The sequence below is a fragment of the Nonomuraea sp. NPDC003214 genome, from assembly GCF_053590035.1.
This window is the reverse complement of sequence record NZ_JBSFSX010000007.1, coordinates 1-13,606: the sequence shown is the minus strand read 5'-3', so window position 1 is coordinate 13,606 and position 13,606 is coordinate 1. Positions and strand designations below refer to the sequence as shown.

At 73.4% G+C, this 13,606-nt stretch carries 15 protein-coding genes and 1 pseudogene; 8 read left to right on the top strand and 8 right to left on the bottom strand.

From position 1 onward, the window contains the following. The first annotated feature begins 21 nt into the window (after positions 1–21). Positions 22–1,197, top strand: a complete 1,176-nt coding sequence (locus ACWDXC_RS22070) for an ROK family transcriptional regulator (protein WP_364179816.1) — start codon at positions 22–24, stop codon at positions 1,195–1,197. Positions 1,198–1,233: 36 nt separating this feature from the next. On the opposite strand, the gene ACWDXC_RS22065 is transcribed toward ACWDXC_RS22070, so the two are convergent. Next, on the bottom strand, positions 1,234–1,773 hold the full coding sequence (locus tag ACWDXC_RS22065) for a hypothetical protein (RefSeq protein WP_449984816.1): 540 nt from the start codon (positions 1,771–1,773) through the stop codon (positions 1,234–1,236). 73 nt (positions 1,774–1,846) lie between these two features. Beyond that, complete coding sequence (locus tag ACWDXC_RS22060; RefSeq protein ID WP_364179812.1) at positions 1,847–2,548, bottom strand: DUF2470 domain-containing protein; 702 nt, start codon at positions 2,546–2,548, stop codon at positions 1,847–1,849. Positions 2,549–2,625: 77 nt separating this feature from the next. On the opposite strand from ACWDXC_RS22060, the gene rpsD reads away from it, so the two are divergent. Next, on the top strand, positions 2,626–3,240 hold the full coding sequence (gene rpsD / locus ACWDXC_RS22055) for a 30S ribosomal protein S4 (protein ID WP_449985801.1): 615 nt from the start codon (positions 2,626–2,628) through the stop codon (positions 3,238–3,240). Positions 3,241–3,263: 23 nt separating this feature from the next. Here rpsD and ACWDXC_RS22050 read toward each other — a convergent pair whose 3' ends face one another. Further along, the gene (locus ACWDXC_RS22050) at positions 3,264–4,061 is read right to left on the bottom strand and encodes an ion transporter (RefSeq protein WP_219517303.1); all 798 of its coding nucleotides are present in this window, start codon (positions 4,059–4,061) and stop codon (positions 3,264–3,266) included. A gap of 55 nt (positions 4,062–4,116) precedes the next feature. Next, positions 4,117–4,581 carry a nitroreductase family deazaflavin-dependent oxidoreductase gene (locus ACWDXC_RS22045; protein WP_449984813.1) on the bottom strand — a complete coding sequence of 155 codons (465 nt, stop codon included), beginning with the start codon at positions 4,579–4,581 and terminating at the stop codon, positions 4,117–4,119. 86 nt (positions 4,582–4,667) lie between these two features. Between ACWDXC_RS22045 and ACWDXC_RS22040 the strand changes: the two genes are divergently transcribed. Further along, positions 4,668–4,991 carry a DUF4190 domain-containing protein gene (locus tag ACWDXC_RS22040; protein WP_219517301.1) on the top strand — a complete coding sequence of 108 codons (324 nt, stop codon included), beginning with the start codon at positions 4,668–4,670 and terminating at the stop codon, positions 4,989–4,991. Here ACWDXC_RS22040 and ACWDXC_RS22035 read toward each other — a convergent pair. Continuing rightward, positions 4,988–5,590 (bottom strand): TetR/AcrR family transcriptional regulator, encoded by a 603-nt coding sequence (locus tag ACWDXC_RS22035; RefSeq protein WP_219517300.1) that lies wholly within the window; start codon positions 5,588–5,590, stop codon positions 4,988–4,990. The two genes, ACWDXC_RS22040 and ACWDXC_RS22035, sit on opposite strands and share 4 nt — an antisense overlap. Before the next feature lie 66 nt (positions 5,591–5,656). On the opposite strand from ACWDXC_RS22035, the gene ACWDXC_RS22030 reads away from it, so the two are divergent. Together ACWDXC_RS22030 and ACWDXC_RS22025 are read left to right on the top strand one after the other, a co-directional pair. Next, the gene (locus ACWDXC_RS22030) at positions 5,657–6,397 is read left to right on the top strand and encodes an ABC transporter ATP-binding protein (protein ID WP_449984810.1); all 741 of its coding nucleotides are present in this window, start codon (positions 5,657–5,659) and stop codon (positions 6,395–6,397) included. Then, positions 6,397–7,119, top strand: a complete 723-nt coding sequence (locus tag ACWDXC_RS22025) for an ABC transporter permease (RefSeq protein ID WP_219517298.1) — start codon at positions 6,397–6,399, stop codon at positions 7,117–7,119. Before ACWDXC_RS22030 ends, ACWDXC_RS22025 begins: the two co-directional genes overlap by 1 nt. 7 nt (positions 7,120–7,126) lie before the next feature. On the opposite strand, the gene ACWDXC_RS22020 is transcribed toward ACWDXC_RS22025, so the two are convergent. Continuing rightward, positions 7,127–8,485 (bottom strand): S8 family serine peptidase, encoded by a 1,359-nt coding sequence (locus ACWDXC_RS22020; RefSeq protein ID WP_364179800.1) that lies wholly within the window; start codon positions 8,483–8,485, stop codon positions 7,127–7,129. Between the two features lie 176 nt (positions 8,486–8,661). Between ACWDXC_RS22020 and ACWDXC_RS22015 the strand changes: the two genes are divergently transcribed. Together ACWDXC_RS22015 and ACWDXC_RS22010 are read left to right on the top strand one after the other, a co-directional pair. Continuing rightward, entirely contained in the window at positions 8,662–10,698 is a 2,037-nt protein-coding gene (locus ACWDXC_RS22015; RefSeq protein ID WP_449984805.1) for a spermidine synthase, read from the top strand. Between the two features lie 267 nt (positions 10,699–10,965). Next, positions 10,966–11,658 (top strand): glycoside hydrolase family 25 protein, encoded by a 693-nt coding sequence (locus ACWDXC_RS22010; RefSeq protein WP_449984803.1) that lies wholly within the window; start codon positions 10,966–10,968, stop codon positions 11,656–11,658. Between the two features lie 120 nt (positions 11,659–11,778). Here ACWDXC_RS22010 and ACWDXC_RS22005 read toward each other — a convergent pair whose 3' ends face one another. Next, positions 11,779–12,354, bottom strand: coding sequence for a TetR/AcrR family transcriptional regulator (locus tag ACWDXC_RS22005; protein WP_449984800.1), 576 nt, complete (start codon positions 12,352–12,354; stop codon positions 11,779–11,781). Positions 12,355–12,409: 55 nt separating this feature from the next. Here ACWDXC_RS22005 and ACWDXC_RS22000 point away from each other — a divergent pair, with 55 nt between their 5' ends. After that, the gene (locus ACWDXC_RS22000) at positions 12,410–13,333 is read left to right on the top strand and encodes an alpha/beta fold hydrolase (RefSeq protein ID WP_449984798.1); all 924 of its coding nucleotides are present in this window, start codon (positions 12,410–12,412) and stop codon (positions 13,331–13,333) included. Positions 13,334–13,478: 145 nt separating this feature from the next. Here ACWDXC_RS22000 and ACWDXC_RS21995 read toward each other — a convergent pair. Further along, positions 13,479–13,606: pseudogene (locus ACWDXC_RS21995) on the bottom strand (IS630 family transposase); the annotation flags it as partial.

Sequence of the window (13,606 nt, the reverse complement as noted above, 5' to 3'; positions counted from 1 at the left end):
GCTCTGTGGTTCACTTGGCCGATGGCACGACGTACCGCCGCTAGCCTCGCCACGAGTGGCGAGGTGCTGCGCCTCATCCGCACCGGTGAGGCCGTCACCCGGGCCGACCTCGGCCGGGTGACCGGCCTGTCCCGGCCCGCGGTGCAGCTCCGCGTCGGCGAGCTGCTCGAACGCGGCCTGGTCGTCGAGCGCACCGACGCCCCCTCCACCGGCGGGCGGCCGCCCGTGCGGCTGGAGTTCAACGCCTCCGGCGGCGTCGTGCTGGCGGCCGCGCTCGGCGCGAGCCGCACCCGCGTCGCCGTCTGCGACCTGGCCGGCCGCGAGCTGGCCGGGCAGGACTTCGCCATCGACGTCGAGCAGGGCCCCGACGTGGTCCTGCCGCTGGTCATGGACACCTGGGACGACCTGCTCGGCGACCGGCCGCGCGAGTGCGTCCGGGGCGTCGGCATGGGCATGCCCGCCACCGTCGAGTTCGCCCAGGGCCGCACCGAGAGCGCGCGGGTCATGGCGTCGTGGACGGGCGTGGTCATCCCGCCCCTGGTACGGGCCCGCTTCCCGGTCCCGGTGCTGGTCGACAACGACGTGAACGTGCTGGCCATCGGCGAGCACCGGGGCGTCTACCCCGAGCTCGGCGATCTCATGTTCGTCAAGATCTCCACCCGTATCGGCGCCGGCGTCATCGCGGGCGGCGGCATCCTGCGCGGCGCGCTCGGCGCCGCCGGCGAGATCGGCCACATCCCGGTCCGCGACGGCGGCGGCGTGCTGTGCCGGTGCGGCAACATCGACTGCGTCGACTCGGTCGCCAGCGGCACCGCGCTGCTGCGCGAGCTGCGCGAGGCGGGGAAGGACGTCAAGGCCATCGCCGACGTCACGGCCCTGGTCCGGGCCGGGGACGCCGAGACGATGGCCATCGTGCGCGAGGCCGGGCGGCGCATCGGCGAGGTGCTCGCCGGGGCGGTCAACATCCTCAACCCGTCGGTCGTGGTGCTCGGCGGCGACATGGCCGAGGCGTTCGGGCCGCTCGTGTCGAGCATCCGCGAGGTCGTCTACCGCCGCTCCACCGCGCTGGCCACCCGGCGGCTGCGCATCGAGCCCAGCCGCCTCGGCGCGAGCGCCGGCATCAGCGGCTGCGCGGTGATGGTCCTCGACCACGTCCTGTCGCCGGAAGCGGTCGACGAGAGCCTCGCGGTCCGCTGACGGCGCGACCCCGGCCGGCGTGTCCTGGGCGGCACGCTAGCGGTGACCGCGCAACCGCATGTCGCCGCGGTCCTGGGGCGGCTGCGGGGCAGCGGGCGTGCGGGTGCGGCGGCCGGGCCGCGGGGTCGTGACGCCGGTCGGCGGCTGGGCCGCCGGGAAGCCGGAGCGGTCGGCCTCGGTGACCGGCCCGGAGCGGTCCGGCGCCGGGGCCACGGCCGTGGGGCGGGCGGACGGCCGCCGGGTCGGCTCGCCGGAGCGGCGCACCCGCGCCGGGACCCGCTCGGTGGGGCCGGCGTCGGGCGAGGCGGGCGTGGCCGCCACGCGGGCGTGGGGCGGCGTGCTGCCGGCCGGGGCGCGCCGCGTCGGCTGCGCCGCCGGGACCCGCGTGGGCACCGACACGAGCATCCCGCTCCGGTGCGCCGGGACGTCGCCGCCGAGGTCGGGCATGCCCGCCTGGGTGAGCGAGGCGCCGGTCAGCCCGCCGCCCGCCAGGACGCCCGCGAGCGCGACCATGACCGTCCCGGTCAGCGCCGCGGCGATCTGCAGGGCTCGCCCGCGCCGTTCCGTCTGTCCCACAGGGGCAGATGATAGTCACGCCTGGGGGCCGGCAGTGCCCGTACGTGACAATCGTGATCAAGTACGCACTCGATCAGCAGGCGCACAGCAGCCCGTTCAGCGCCGTCTCCAGGGCGCGGACGCCGGACGCCGGGGCGGGCCAGGGGAAGCGGATGAGCGCCCCGTCGGCCCGTACGGTGGCGCCGAAGGCGTCGAGCTCCCACAGCCACACATCGCCGGCCGGCTCGCCGAGCTGCCGTGACACGCCACTGGCGAGCTGCGGCCGGTGGCAGGCGTTGACGTGCGCGAGCACCCGCTCGGCCGTCTCCGCCAGCGGGTCCGGCCGGGCGTCCAGGTACTCGTCGGCGTCGAGCACGCCCGACTCCTGGCCCGTCAGGTAGACGACCTGTCCCACGTCCAGCCGCAGCAGCCGGGGCGCGCCGGGCCTGCCGTACTGCTCAAGGGCGTCGAACAGGGCCTCGTCCGGGTCGGCGGCCGCCACCGCGACCGCCGCCGCGCGGGCCTCGCGCTCGGGCACCGGCTGCGCCCATCCCTGCACCTCCAGCAGGCCGCGCGGGTGCTCGACGTCGCCCAGGCGGCGCATCGAGGTCAGGTTCACGGCCACCACGGCGTCGTCGCGCAGCCCGTGCAGCGCCTCGCCGGGGCGGACCAGGAGCACCGGGCGGCCACGCTCGTCCACGCCGCCGCGGGCGGGGGAGGGGGCGCCGTCGACGGACAGCCGGGCGACGCTGGCGGTCGCGGCGAGGGTGCGGATCCGCTCCGGGATCGGGAGCATGACGCCTCCTTGAGATCACACTGAATAGTAGGTTAGGCTCACCTAAGTAAGGACTACCTAACCACATTGAGGTGAACGTGCGCTACACCGGTCCCAAGGTGCGACTGTCACGTCGTGCGGGCGTGCCGCTGACCAGGAAAGCCGTCCGCTACTTCGAGCAGCGCCCCTACCCGCCGGGCGAGCACGGCCGCAAGACCAACCGCCGCGGCAGCGGCGACTACGGGCTGCGGCTGATGGAGAAGCAGAAGCTGCGCTGGTACTACGACGTGTCGGAGCGGCAGCTGCGCCGCTACTGGGATCTGGCCGTCCGCAAGCCGGGCGCCTCGGGCGCCGAGCTGGTCACGATCCTGGAGACCCGGCTGGCCTCGCTCGTGCTGCGGTCCGGGCTCGCGCCGTCGATCTACGCCGCCCGCCAGTACATCGCGCACGGCCACATCGCCGTCGACGGCCGCAAGGTCGACATCCCCAGCTACCTGGTCAAGCCGGGCCAGGTCGTCTCGGTGCGCGAGCGCTCGCGCCGGATGCAGCCGTTCGTCGCCGCCGCCGAGGGCGTGCACGCCGACGAGCGGACCGCCGCCTACCTGTCGGCGGACCTGGCGAACCTCACGTTCACGCTGGTCTCCCGCCCCGAACGCGAGCAGATCGCCGTCCCGGTCGACGAGCAGCTCGTCGTCGAGTTCTACTCCCGCTGACGCGCCTGCCGCGCCGGGCCGGCCTAGCCGCGGTCCGGCGTGAGCCGGCCGCGCAGCTCGGCCACCTCCTGGCGCAGCGCCGTCAGCTCGTCCAGGATGCGCTGCGTGGAGGCCGCCGAGACGTCCTCCAGCTCGGCCAGCTCGGCGGCCGACTCCTCGTCCATGGCGCTCACCACGACCGCCATGAACAGGTTGAGCACCACGAACGTGCAGACCAGGATGAAGATGGTGAAGAAGATCCACGCCGTGGGGTGACGGGTCATCACCTCCCGGGCGATGTTGCCCCAGTCGTCGCCCGTCATCGTCTGGAAGAGCGTGAACAGCGACGTGGGCAGCGTGCCGAACCGTTCCGGCGCGGTGTTCCCGTACAGCTTGGTGGCCAGGACGGCGGCCACGTACAGGACGAGGGAGAGCAGCAGCACGATCGAGCTCATCCCGGGCATGGCGCGCAGCAGGGCCGAGACGACCCGCCGCAGGCTGGGCACGACCGACAGCAGGCGCAGCGCGCGCAGGATGCGCAGCGAGCGCAGCACCGACAGGCCGCCGGTGGCGGGCGCGAGCGCGATGGCGACGATCACGGTGTCGAAGATGTTCCACGGGTCGCGCGGGAAGTCCGCGCGCTCGACGTACACCTTGGCCGCGAGCTCCGCCACGAAGATGTAGAGCGCCACGTGGTCGACGGCGGTGAGCAGGCCGCCGTACCCCGCCACGACGGACGGCACCGTCTCCAGACCGAGCGTGGCCGCGTTGATCAGGATGACGGCGACGATGAAGCGCTGGAAACGCCGGTGCGCCAGGACGGCGCGGGTGCGTTCACGCACGGGGTGCTGCTCCTCGGGGGACGGCGGCGGTCCCGCCCATCTTCCCGCAAAACGATCAATGCGTAGGAATCAACCGGAACACCCGCAACTCCCGCCCCGACCGCTCGGTGTAGCGCGCGTACACGGCCTGGTGGGCGACCAGCCGCGGCCACGCCTCCGCCCGCTCCGCGCCGGTCAGCAGCGACGCGGTGACCGGGAACTCGCGCCCGCCGAAGCGGACCGTGGCCTGCGGCCGGGCCAGCAGGTTGGCCGTCCACGCCGGATGGCGGGGGCCGCCGAAGTTGCTGCCGACGACCAGCAGCGCGCCGCCGGGCTCCGGCAGGCAGGCCAGCGGGACGGCGCGCGGCAGCCCCGACTTGGCCCCGGTCGTGGTCAGCAGCAGGGCGGGGATGCGCCCGCGCTCGGTCATGCGGCTGCCCGCGAGCCTGCGCGCCACCGGGTCGAACGCGCGCATCAGCCGCGGCCCGGCCTGGGAGAACCAGGCGGAGCCCGCAAGCTTCTGGGAGAGGGCCTTGATCATGCGCGGAGTCTAGCTTGATCACCTGCGGCGCCGTCTCGCTCTGTGGTATAAATCCTGCCTATTCGCCAGCCGACGGGGGAGCGCCGATGTCCTATCCCAACTACGGCCCTTCCTATTACGGCCCGCCCCCGCAGACCCATCCCAACGGCACCACGATCCTGGTGCTCGGCATCCTGAGCCTGGTGGTCTGCGCGATCCTCGGCCCGTTCGCCTGGAACATGGGCACCAAGGCGCTGCGTGAGATCGACTCCAGCGGCTACGTCTACGAGAACCGCGGCATGATCCAGGCGGGCCGCATCTGCGGGATCGTCAGCACCTGCCTCATGCTGGCGGTCGTCGGCCTCTACGCCATCATGTTCGTCTTCTTCGGCGGCATGGCGCTGCTCGGCGGCGTCTCCAGCTCCCTCTAACCGCCCAGGCCCCGCTCCAGCAGGTCGAACGCCCGCTCGGTCTGCTCCTTCAGCGCGGGCTCGATCACGCTCCACGGCTCACCGGCGGCCATCCGCCGCACCGCGTAGCCGGACAGCGCGCGGGTCGCGCCGAGGATCTGCGCGGCGACCACCCGCGGCGTGACGTCGTCCCCGTCGCGATCGAGCGCCGCCGCCAGCGCCTCCTCGCGCTCGTCCTGGATCTCGCGGATGCGGGCCAGCAGCGACGGGCTGGCGCGCACCAGCGCGTCGAACACCTCGGCCCCCTCGTTGAAGCCGTAGCGCCAGCTCCGCGTGGCGATCGCGTCGAGCACGTCGCGCCGGAACGCCCGCACCACGCTCTCGCCCGGCTCGCGCCGCCGCGCGACCTCCTCCGGCCTGCCCTCGGTCCAGTCGCGCCGGTCGAGGAACAGGTCCTCCTTGGCCGGGAAGTAGTTGAACACCGTGTTGACCGACACGTCGGCGGCCCGCGCCACCTCGGCCACGGTCACGCTGTCGAACCCGCGCGCCGCGAACAGCCCCATCGCCACGTCCGCGATGCGCTGCCGGGTCTCGCGCTTCTTCCGCTCCCGCAACCCCATGCCGCCATCGTACCCAAATTGCAGTGACTCTAAATTTGTGGTTACTCTAATTTTGGAGGCGATGAAGTGATCAACACGACCGGTCTGACGAAGACCTTCGACGGCGGCGCGACAGCCGTCGCCGACCTGACCATGTCCGTGGAACCCGGCGAGATCGTCGGCTTCCTCGGCCCCAACGGCGCCGGCAAGACCACGGCCATGCGCATGCTCACCACTCTGCTCAGGCCCACCTCGGGCACCGCCGTCGTGGCCGGCCACGACCTGCTGGCCGACCCGCGCGAGGTGCGCCGCCGCGTCGGCTACGTCTCGCAGACCGGCGGCGTCGACCCCGCCGCCCCCCTGCGCGAGGAGCTGCTGCTCCAGGCCATGCTGTACGGGCTCAGCCGGGCCGAGGCGGCGGCCGGCACCGCCGAGTCGCTGGCGCTGCTCGGCCTGACCGGGCTGGAGGACAGGCCGGGCGGCGCGCTGTCCGGCGGGCAGCGGCGCCGCTTCGACATCGCGTTCGCGCTGGCGCACCGGCCCGTGCTGCTGTTCCTGGACGAGCCGACGACCGGGCTCGACCCGCGCAGCCGGGCCGCGCTGTGGGACCACGTCCGCACGCTGCGCGCCGAGCGCGGCGTCACGGTCTTCCTCACCACCCACTACCTCGACGAGGCCGACGCCCTCTGCGACCGGCTGCTGATCATGGACCACGGCCGCGTCGTCGCCGAGGGCGCCCCGGCCGCGCTCAAGACCGGCGGGCGCACGCTGGACGAGGTGTTCCTGGACGTCACCGGCAGGCCGCTGACCGAGGAGGCGGGCGTCTGATGCGCGACACCTGGATCCTGTTCCGCCACAGCGTGCGGGCGAGCCTGCGGCAGAAGGCCGGGGTGCTGTTCGGCGCCGTCCAGCCGCTGCTGTTCCTCCTGCTGTTCGGGCCGATCTTCGTCACGATCGGCACCTGGGAGACGCTCGTCCCCGGGCTGATCGTGCAGCTCGGGCTGACGAGCACCGGCCTGGCCGGCTTCGGCGTGGTCTTCGACAGGCGCTCGGGCGTGCTGGAGCGGCTGCGCGTCACCCCGGCGAGCCGGCTGTCGCTGCTGCTCGGCCGGGTGCTCGGCAACGCGGTCACGCTCGTCGCGCAGACGCTGCTGCTGGTCGCCGCCGGCTACGCCTTCGGCATGCGCGCCCCGCTCGCCGGGCTGGCGGCGGGCCTCGCGCTCGTCGTCGTGCTCGGGACGGGGCTGGCCGCGCTGTCGTACGCGATCGCGCTCACGATGGACGAGCACCTGTTCGCGCCCGTGATGAGCACGGCCGTGGTGCCGCTCGTGCTGCTGTCGGGCTCGTTCCTGCCCATGTCGATGGCGCCGGGCTGGCTGGACGCCCTGTCGCACGCCAGCCCGTTCCGTTACGTGCTGGAGGCCCTGCGCGAGCTGTTCGCCGGCCGCTACGCCTCCGCCACGGTGGTCACCGGCGTGGCCGTGGCGGTCGCGTTCGCCGCGATCGGCCTGCTGGTGGGCACCCGGGTCTTCGGCGAACGGGCCGCCTGACGGGGGATCAGGCCGCGCTCCTGGCCCGGCGGCGCAGCGAGGCGAGCACGCCCGCCGGGTCGACGATCCCGTAGCCGTAGCCGTAGTCGAACCCCACCTCGCTGCGGTCCTCGGCGGTGCGCCGCAGCAGCGCGCGCAGCTGCGACGGCGACAGCCGGGTGGCGGGCCACAGGGTGCGCACCGCCGCGACCAGGCCCGCGGCCACCGGCGCCGCCGCCGACGTGCCCGAGTCGGGGGTGCCGTCGCCGAACGCGCCGGACCCGTCGAAGTGCGTGTAGGCGCACACGTCGGGCTTGCGCGCGGTCAGCCGCCCCGGCCCCTGGGAGGAGTAGCCGACCCGGACGCCGTTGACGTCGACGCCGCCGACCGACAGCGCCTTCGGGTGGGAGTTGCCGCCCGAGATCGGCCGCTCGGTGTAGGCGCAGCGGCTGTCGGGGCACTCGCGCCCGCAGTTGCCCGCCGCGAACACCACGTCGGCGCCCGCCGCGTCGAGGCTCGCGATCATCAGGTTGAACGGATGCGCCCCGTTGTCGGAGTAGTTGCCCGGATGCCCCACGGGGAAGTCCCACTCGGGGGAGAACGACCCCCACGAGTTGTTCACCACCAGCGCCTTGGACCCGGCGGGCTGCGCGTCGATCACCGTGCGCAGGTGCGCGAACGCCGCCACCGCGTCGGACAGCAGCCCGTCGAGCGCCGAGCCGCCCGGCCGGGTGGAGCGCAGCAGCGGGAGGTCGAGCAGCCGCGCCTGGGGCGCCCCGAGGAGCGCGTCGAACGCGCACATGGTGCCGTGGTCGACCTCCGACTCGCCCGGCCTGTCGGGCACCCCGGCCGGGCGCCAGCTCCGCTCGGCGTCGAGCGCGACCGGGCGGCCGAGCCGCCGGGTGAGGTGGGCGAGGTTGATGCCCGTGTCGAGAACGGCCAGGGGCACGTTCGAGCCGTCGAGGCCCTCGGCGTGCAGGCTCGGCACGTTGAGCAGCCGCTCCACGTCGTGCCAGGTGCCGGAGGGGCGGTCGCCGCCGCACAGCGGCGAGGACTCGATGACCGGGTCGGCGAACACCCCGACGACGTCGGGCCGCAGCGTGGGCAGCAGCGCCATCCGGGTGGCGCGCTCGTCGTCGGAGATCGTGCCGCGCACCAGCACCGAGGCGTCCTCGGCGGCCAGCGAGAAGCGCAGCGGCTGGTTGAGCGAGAGCGGGTCGCCGCCCGTGGCGGGCACGGGCCGGGGCAGCGCCACAGGGGTGAACTCGGTGTCGAGCTCGACACCGGGCAGGCCGTCGGCGACGTCGGCGGTCGTGGCGCGCCGGCCGGGATCGGCGACGGCCGCGACCAGATCGGGTGAGGGGCGAAGCTGGATGAGCACACGCATGAGAGTCACCACCGGGGGGTCTGACGAAGCGAACCTTTCCACATTCCTGCATCCGCCGCGCCACGTCCACCGTGACTTGACCTGCTAAAACGCCGTAAAAGCCGCTTAGTACACGAAGATTGTTCTCGGCCTTTCAGGCTTCCGTCCGGGACGATCGTTCACTACCGTGAGTCAGCATGACGCTCCAGGCGCAGAAGGCGGTCGACGGCGGCGGCACCAGCGACCACTGGCTGGCGGTGCGCCCGAGGCTCGTCCTCGCCAGCGCCTTCATGCTCTTCCTGGAGCTGGCCCTGATCCGGTGGACCGGCTCCAACATCGTCCACCTGAGCTACTTCACCAACTTCGTGCTGCTCGGCTCGTTCCTCGGCATCGGCCTGGGCTTCCTGCGCGTCGGCCGCTCCCGCCGCCAGCCCTACTACTCGCCGCTCGTGCTGTTCGGCCTGGTGCTCGTCGTCCTCACCTTCCCGGTCACCGTCGACCGGCAGACCGAGGGCGTCCTCTACTGGACCAGCCTCGGCACCACCGGCCCGCCCGCCTGGGCCATCCTCCCGGTCATCTTCTGCGCCGCCGCCGTCATCCTCATGGGCCCCGCCGAGCTGGTCGGCCGCTGCTTCCCCGAGCTGCCCCGGCTGGAGGCCTACCGCTACGACCTGATCGGCAGCCTCACCGGCATCGCCGCGTTCACCGCGCTGTCGTTCCTCAGCGCGCCGCCGGTGTTCTGGGGCCTGATCGCCGCCGTCTGCTACGCGATCCTGCTCGTGCCCCGCCCCCGCCTGACCTACACGGCCCTCGTCGTCGTCCCCGCGCTGGCCGTCGTCGGCCTGCTGCTCGCCGAGACGCTCACCGCCGGCGCCATCTGGTCGCCCTACTACAAGGTCACCACCCGGGCGATGCAGGTGCTCGGCGTCCCCGCCACCGACATCGCCGTCAACGGCATCCCGCACCAGCTCGCCTCGCCCGCCGCCGCCCGCCTGCAGTGGGAGGGCCAGTACGGGCTGCCCTACCAGCGGGCCGCCGCCGCGCCCGACGACGTGCTCATCGTGGGCGCGGGCAGCGGCACCGACGTCGCCATCGCGCTGCTCAAGGGCGCCAAGCACGTCGACGCCGTCGAGATCGACCCCAAGCTGCGCGAGCTCGGCGGCTCCGTGCACCCCGACCGCCCCTACTCCGACCCGCGCGTCACCACCCACGTCACCGACGGGCGCGCCTTCCTGGAGCACACGAGCAAGAAGTACGACCTCATCCTGTTCGCGCTGCCCGACTCCCTCACGCTCGTGTCGGGGGCCAGCTCGCTGCGGCTGGAGAGCTACCTGTTCACCGTGGAGGCCATGCGGGCCGCCCGCGAGCACCTCAAGCCCGGCGGCGCCTTCTCCATGTACAACTTCTACCGTGAGACCTGGCTCGTCGACCGGCTCGCCAGCACCGTGCAGAGCGCCTTCGGCCACAAGCCCTGCGTCGACGTGGTCAGCATCCGCGGCCAGCAGGCCGTCATCACCGCCGGCGACACCCCCGCCGCCCAGCGCTGCGGCGTCGAATGGCCCGGCGCCGCCGCCACCAGCCCGCCGCCCGCCGACGACGACCGGCCCTTCCTCTACCTGAAGGACCGGACGATCCCGCCGATCTACATCATCACCCTCTGCCTCATCCTCATCGTCAGCCTGCTCGCCGTCCGCCTCGTCGCCGGCCCCTACCGCCGGATGCGCCCGTACGCCGACCTGTTCCTGCTCGGCGTGGCGTTCCTGCTGCTGGAGACCAAGAGCGTGACCGGGTTCGCGCTGCTGTTCGGCACCACCTGGGTGGTCAACGCCATCGTCTTCGCCGGCGTGCTCGTCGCCGTGCTCGCCGCCGTCGAGGTGACCCGCCGCTTCCGCACCCCGCCCCTGCCGGTCATGTACGCGGTGCTGCTCGGCGGGCTCGTGCTCGCCTGGCTCGTGCCCAACCAGTGGCTGCTGTCGCTCCCGCTGCCGCTGCGCGCCGTCGTCGCCGTGACCGTCGCGTTCCTGCCGATCTTCGCGGCCAACGTGGTGTTCGCCAAGCGGTTCGCCGACTCCGCCGACGCCACCACCTCCTTCGGCGCCAACCTCCTGGGCGCCATGGTGGGCGGCTGCCTGGAATACCTCGCGCTCGTCATCGGTTATCAGGGGCTGCTCATCGTGGCCGCCGTCCTTTACCTCGGCGCGTTCGCCCTGTTGCCCCGCCGGGCACTGGCCTGAAACCCCCACGGGGCCGGGTTTGCCGGGGCACTTATGGCTTGACCTGGGCTTTTGGGAATGTTTGGGGTAGCCTCGTGGTTGTAACCACCTGAGCGCCCATGAGTCCGGCTCCGCGCGGCGATGTCCCCGGTGACCGAGCGACCCCGGCGGCTCGATCATCCAGCACCTCTTCTTCCGCAGTGGCCCACGCGCCCCGTCGAGGTGTCCCGCAGTAGCTCCGCGTGTCCACGCGGACGCATGCTGTCCACATCCAGGAGGAAATACCGCATGACCATCACCAGCAACCTGCGCAAGTTCCGCAAGAGCGCGCTGCTGGCCATGGCCACCGCCGTGACGGCCGTGGGCATCGCCGGCCCCGCCATGGCCGTCCCCGCCGACCTCCCCTACGGGCAGGACGTCTCCAACTACCAGCCCGCGCACGACTGGGCCGCCAGCGGCGCCGACTTCGGCATCGTGAAGGCCACCGAGGGCGTCGACTTCAAGGACCCGACCTTCGCCCGCCACTGGAAGGAAATGGACAAGAACAAGCTTGTCCGCGGCGCCTACCACTTCGGGCACCCCGCCAACGACCCCATCGCCGAGGCGGACTTCTTCCTCGCGGCGGTCGACAGCCAGCCCGCGAAGGCCGGCGACCTGCTCGCCCTCGACCTCGAGGTCACCGACGACATGCCGTCCGCGCACGTCAACGCCTGGGCCAAGAAGTGGCTGGCGCACGTGAAGGCCAAGACCGGCGTCACGCCGCTGTTCTACAGCAGCCAGTCCTTCGCCGAGGAGCACGGCGCCGGGCTGGGCGCGTACCCGCTCTGGGTCGCCAACTACGGCAAGGCCAAGGGCACCGTCACGCCGCCCGCCGACTGGAAGTCCTGGGCCATCCACCAGTACTCCGACGACCCGGTGGACCAGAACGTCTCGGCGCTGACCGTCGACGAGCTCCGCGCCCTGGGCCGCCCGGCGAAGTGACCCCCGGGCCGGGACCCGTACCACCCGCCCCCTGAGAGAGCGGCCGCGCGACGCGCGGCCGCTCTTCGGCGTCCGCGGCCTTCCGGCCGGCCCCGCCGAACCGGCGGGTGAGTTCCCGGCTCAGCTCGCCGGGCCGGCGGTGAGGCGGCTGAGCTGCAGGTCGAGTACGGCGGCAGCCTCGCCGGGGGTGAGCTCGCCGAGCATGCGCGCGTCGGCGAGCGTGCCCGCCACGCCGAGCAGGATGCGCGCCTCGGCCTCGGCCGCGACGGCCGGGCCGCAGCTCTCGGCGACGAGCCGCGCCACGGCGGCGGTCAGCTCGGCCGCCCCCTGCCGGTAGAGCCGGTGGATCTCCGGGTCCGCGGCGGCGGACGACAGGAACGCGTGGCCCGCCAGGATCTGCTCGGCGCCGAGGTTCACCACCGCCACCAAGACCTGGCGCAGCGTCTCGCGGGGCGGGCCGCCGGGGCGTACGGCCGCCGCGACGGCGCTCCCGACGTCACGCCGCTGCACGGCCGCGGCCAGCCGCACCAGCGCCTCCTTGGTGGCGAAGTAGTGCTGCACCAGCCCCTTGGAGATCCCGGCTTCCGCCGCGACGCGTCCGACGGTCACCGAGGCCAGGCCCTCACGCACGCACAGCCGGAGCGCGGCCCTGGCGATCTCCTCACGCCGCGCGTCGTGATCCACCTGCTTGGGCATCGGCTCCTCCTCGAAACTTTACGATACGATCGTACAATAAACGAGAGGGGTCACCATGCAGACCGTCGCGCCGAACATCGGGCCGTCGTTCAAGGCGGGCAGGCTCGGCCACTTCCGCGACGCCGCCGCCTACGCCCGCTACCGGCGGGCCTACGACCGGGCGATGGCGGCCCTGCCCGCGCCGAGCGTGACACTGGACGTGCCGACCGGCTTCGGCACCGTCCGCGCCTACCGGTTCGGGCCCGACGGCGGGGTGCCGCTGTTGCTGCTCCCCGGCCGCACGGCGGCCACGCCCATGTGGGCGTCCAACCTCGCCGGCCTGGCGAGAGACCGCCCGGTGTACGCGATCGACCTCATCGGGGAGCCGGGCCTGTCGGTGCAGACCCGCCCGCTGACCTCCTCCGACGACCAGGCGGCCTGGCTCGCGTCGCTCGTCGACGCCCTGCCCGAGAAGGAGCTGCACGTGCTGGGCCTGTCGATCGGCGGCTGGGCGGCGGTCAACCTCGCCGCGCGCCGGCCCGCCGGGATCCGCTCGCTCACGCTGCTCGAACCGGCCGCCACGTTCGGCGCCATCACCTGGAAGGTCGTCGTCGTGTCACTCGGATCGGTGCTCCCCATGCCCCAGGCCGCCCGGCGGCGCCTGCTGAGCTGGATCTCCGGCGGCGCCGACGCCTCCGAGGACGAGCCCGTCGCCGCGCTGATCACCTCCGGCATGCGCGACTTCACCAGCGCCCTGCCGCGGCCCGGCTACCCGGCCGACGAGCAGCTCGCCGGGATCGGCCTGCCGACCCTGGTGATCATCGGGGGGCGCAGCATCATCCACGACCCAGGCGAGGCCGCCACGCGGGCCCGCCGCCTGCTCCGGCACGGCACGGTCGAGCTCTGGCCGGAGGCGTCGCACGCCGTCAACGGCGAGTTCCCCGAGCGCGTCGAGACCACGGTCGCCGCCTTCCTGGCCAAGGCCGAGGCGACGCCCTAGCCCCCATGCCGGCCCGGGCTCCGCCGTCAGGTGGCGAGCCTGAGGCCGGGCCCGGTGGCGAGCCGCGCGGCCCCCGGTGTCAGGCCGGGGGCCGGTTCGGCGCTAGTGCTGTGACCGGAAACGATCACCGGGTTGGGCGCGGGGTTCAGGCTGCCGGTGTGAGTGGTCGGCCGCCCCAGCGGATGCCTTTCTCGCTGCGGATGCGGGCGCGTTCGCGGCGTTGGGCGGCCAGTACGTCGGGGTGGCGGGCGTGAGTGTTGCGCCAGCGTAGGT

Excerpts from the sequence above, each read along its gene's own strand:
- ACWDXC_RS22070 (WP_364179816.1), top strand. The coding sequence starts at position 22 with ATGGCACGACGTACCGCCGCTAGCCTCGCCACGAGTGGCGAGGTGCTG.
- ACWDXC_RS22060 (WP_364179812.1), bottom strand. The coding sequence starts at position 2,548 with ATGCTCCCGATCCCGGAGCGGATCCGCACCCTCGCCGCGACCGCCAGC.
- ACWDXC_RS22045 (WP_449984813.1), bottom strand. The coding sequence starts at position 4,581 with ATGATCAAGGCCCTCTCCCAGAAGCTTGCGGGCTCCGCCTGGTTCTCC.
- ACWDXC_RS22040 (WP_219517301.1), top strand. The coding sequence starts at position 4,668 with ATGTCCTATCCCAACTACGGCCCTTCCTATTACGGCCCGCCCCCGCAG.
- ACWDXC_RS22035 (WP_219517300.1), bottom strand. The coding sequence starts at position 5,590 with ATGGGGTTGCGGGAGCGGAAGAAGCGCGAGACCCGGCAGCGCATCGCG.
- ACWDXC_RS22025 (WP_219517298.1), top strand. The coding sequence starts at position 6,397 with ATGCGCGACACCTGGATCCTGTTCCGCCACAGCGTGCGGGCGAGCCTG.
- ACWDXC_RS22020 (WP_364179800.1), bottom strand. The coding sequence starts at position 8,485 with ATGCGTGTGCTCATCCAGCTTCGCCCCTCACCCGATCTGGTCGCGGCC.
- ACWDXC_RS22015 (WP_449984805.1), top strand. The coding sequence starts at position 8,662 with ATGACGCTCCAGGCGCAGAAGGCGGTCGACGGCGGCGGCACCAGCGAC.
- ACWDXC_RS22010 (WP_449984803.1), top strand. The coding sequence starts at position 10,966 with ATGACCATCACCAGCAACCTGCGCAAGTTCCGCAAGAGCGCGCTGCTG.
- ACWDXC_RS22005 (WP_449984800.1), bottom strand. The coding sequence starts at position 12,354 with ATGCCCAAGCAGGTGGATCACGACGCGCGGCGTGAGGAGATCGCCAGG.
- ACWDXC_RS22000 (WP_449984798.1), top strand. The coding sequence starts at position 12,410 with ATGCAGACCGTCGCGCCGAACATCGGGCCGTCGTTCAAGGCGGGCAGG.